The following is a 1,626-nucleotide window of genomic DNA, read 5'->3' on the forward strand; positions in this document are numbered from 1 at the left end:
CAGCGATTATGTTTATAGTTACAACAGTTATCTTTTTGGGATGCTGCTTTGCATTGCCGCCATGTTGTTTATTTTTAACGGTGCCATCTATTTTAAAAATGAATATACGTTGAAAGTAAACAGCAAAGGAAAATGGTACAATGTTGTTTTGGGTTTAAGTTTGTTTGGCGTGATTTGTTTACCTTCCCGGGATTTTACTTTTCTGCATTACACTTTTGCAAGTGTGTTTTTTTTCGGCAATGCTGTGGTGATTGGATTGTTCCACAACAAAAAAGACAGGATAAAAAGTATAACCATGTCGGTGTTAACAGTGGTGTTCCTGCTGCTTTCTTTGGTACTGAAACCATTAACGTTGCTTTGGGGCGAATGGCTTTCGCTGATTGTGATCGCCATACATTTTATCTTAGAATCCAAGTCGGCTAAGTTGAGGGCAAGATAAACCGTTGCTGATTTTTAAATATTAGAAGGATTGCTGGCAGAAAACTGCCTTTTGAATTGCCTTATGATCCTAAAAAACCTTCGTATCATTTTGGTTTTGAGCTGAAGTGTTGAAATAGCAGAAGTTTATCTTGATACTGTTTTTACCGGGTAATTTTTGATAAAGGGCCACGATTTGGAAACAAACTGTGGCTCTTCGCTTTTGGTTGGCGCACCAATTTTTATCCGATAAAAGAAGCATGAGTATCACAAAAGGGCATTAACTAAAAACACAATTTATAAGTTCAAAGGTTTACGCTGAAAGAACGGCCAAATCCAATTTAGTGCCTATTATAATGTAATGTTTGCATAACAAATGCTTAAACGGATACATTTTCCATTTCAAATCTTCCGGAATTTTCGTGTTCAATCGTTTTAAATAAAGCCATTGAGAAACATAAGCAACAAGTGCGAAGGGCAAAAAGAGCGCATCTTTCATATCAAAAGATGTGTAAGTAATATCGTCTATGCGAATATGATTTTTGCGCATTAACCGAATTAGTTCGTGTATCGGTACGTTTTCTGTCATCAGTTCCTGATCCTCAAAAACTAAATTAAAAATTCGGTACCGGCCTAAAAAAAAGTAAGCCAAACGGTCTTTAACGGTGGCGTTATTATCGTTTGTTAAAATAAACGTACCGCCAGTTTTTATCCGTTCCGTACAGTTTCTGATAAAACTCAAGGTGTTGCTAAACATCATTACGCCGCTAATTGAAGAAACGACATCAAACTTTTGTCCTGTGGAAAGTGTAAAATTCTGGGTTAAATCCATTTGATGGAAGTTGATACCAGGCGTGGCTCCGGGCGTAACAATATCCGCAGCCGTTAATTCTGAATGAGGAAACAGCGTTTTAACGTATTTGAGGAATTCAAGATTACCGCAAGGCAGATCGAGAATACTCATTTTCATATCCTTCGGAAACCTGTTAAATAAGTAAGTGAGCAAGGTGCGGTTTACGTTCTTTTGTGTTTGACCACGAACAATATTAAGGTTTGAAGGAAGCGTTTTTTGCATGGTTGCAGTATTAATTATTAACTAATGTAATAAAATTGATGACAAAAAATAATTGTTTATTAATTATGGCAGTTAATAGTTAATTAAAATCCAAGATTTTATAGAAGTATCAATAACTTGTTCAATTGCTTGAC

2 protein-coding genes are annotated in these 1,626 nt (G+C 35.9%); one reads left to right on the forward strand and one right to left on the reverse strand.

Annotated features, from left to right (window positions below; genetic code table 11):
- On the forward strand, positions 1-439 hold a 439-nt coding region (locus Q0192_RS04700), incomplete at its 5' end, for a hypothetical protein (protein ID WP_299286812.1).
- Between the two features lie 291 nt (positions 440-730).
- Here Q0192_RS04700 and Q0192_RS04705 read toward each other — a convergent pair.
- Positions 731-1,492: a class I SAM-dependent methyltransferase gene (locus tag Q0192_RS04705; RefSeq protein ID WP_299286815.1), complete on the reverse strand. Its 762-nt coding sequence runs from the start codon at positions 1,490-1,492 to the stop codon at positions 731-733.
- Positions 1,493-1,626 lie beyond the last annotated feature (134 nt).

Source organism: uncultured Mucilaginibacter sp. (assembly GCF_937859865.1).
In the GTDB taxonomy this organism is placed as follows: Bacteria; Bacteroidota; Bacteroidia; order Sphingobacteriales; family Sphingobacteriaceae; genus Mucilaginibacter_A.